This window comes from Bacteroides caecigallinarum, assembly GCF_016902295.1.
Lineage (GTDB): Bacteria > Bacteroidota > Bacteroidia > Bacteroidales > Bacteroidaceae > Phocaeicola > Phocaeicola caecigallinarum_A.
The window spans coordinates 1-516 of the sequence record NZ_JACJLQ010000153.1; the positions used below are offsets into that span (position 1 = coordinate 1).

At 45.2% G+C, this 516-nt stretch carries 1 protein-coding gene; it reads right to left on the reverse strand.

The annotated features are described in order from the left end of the window. Nucleotides 1-121: 121 nt before the first annotated feature. Nucleotides 122-499: a single-stranded DNA-binding protein gene (locus H6A27_RS15865; RefSeq protein WP_204509209.1), complete on the reverse strand. Its 378-nt coding sequence runs from the start codon at nucleotides 497-499 to the stop codon at nucleotides 122-124. Nucleotides 500-516: the final 17 nt, after the last annotated feature.

Sequence of the window (516 nt, forward strand, 5' to 3'; positions counted from 1 at the left end):
TTCGCAACGGAATTTATGCCAGTTCCCCGAAGTCGGTGTATGAGGAACGAATCTCAACAAAGAGAAGTATAAGCATAAAAAAAGCGACCCGAAGGCCGCTCTATTGGAGTAAAGAAAGGCTTTACTTACCCTTCTTGGACTTTTTCTCCTGGGCTGCAGGAGTTTCCTCTTTTTCAACAGCTTCATAAAACTTGGTGGCCACAAATGACACTCTGTTGTGCTTCACACCGTCGGTATCCTGCCATTCCTCCGGACGGAAATAGCCTTCAACCGTGAGGAGAGCTCCTTTGACAAGGCGGTCAAAGGATATAGTATTCTCATTCTTGCGCCATGCCTCGACGTTTATAAAAGCGGAAGTGTGGGTTGTTTCCCCGCCTGATTTCTCAGTGCGGTTGATTGCCAAAGGAAAACGTGCAACGCTTGCGGTTGAGAACTGATGGATGCTTGCATCCTTACCTACAAAACCAGAAACTACGAAAGAATTTTCCATTTTCTTCATGACATTGAAATTTTAGA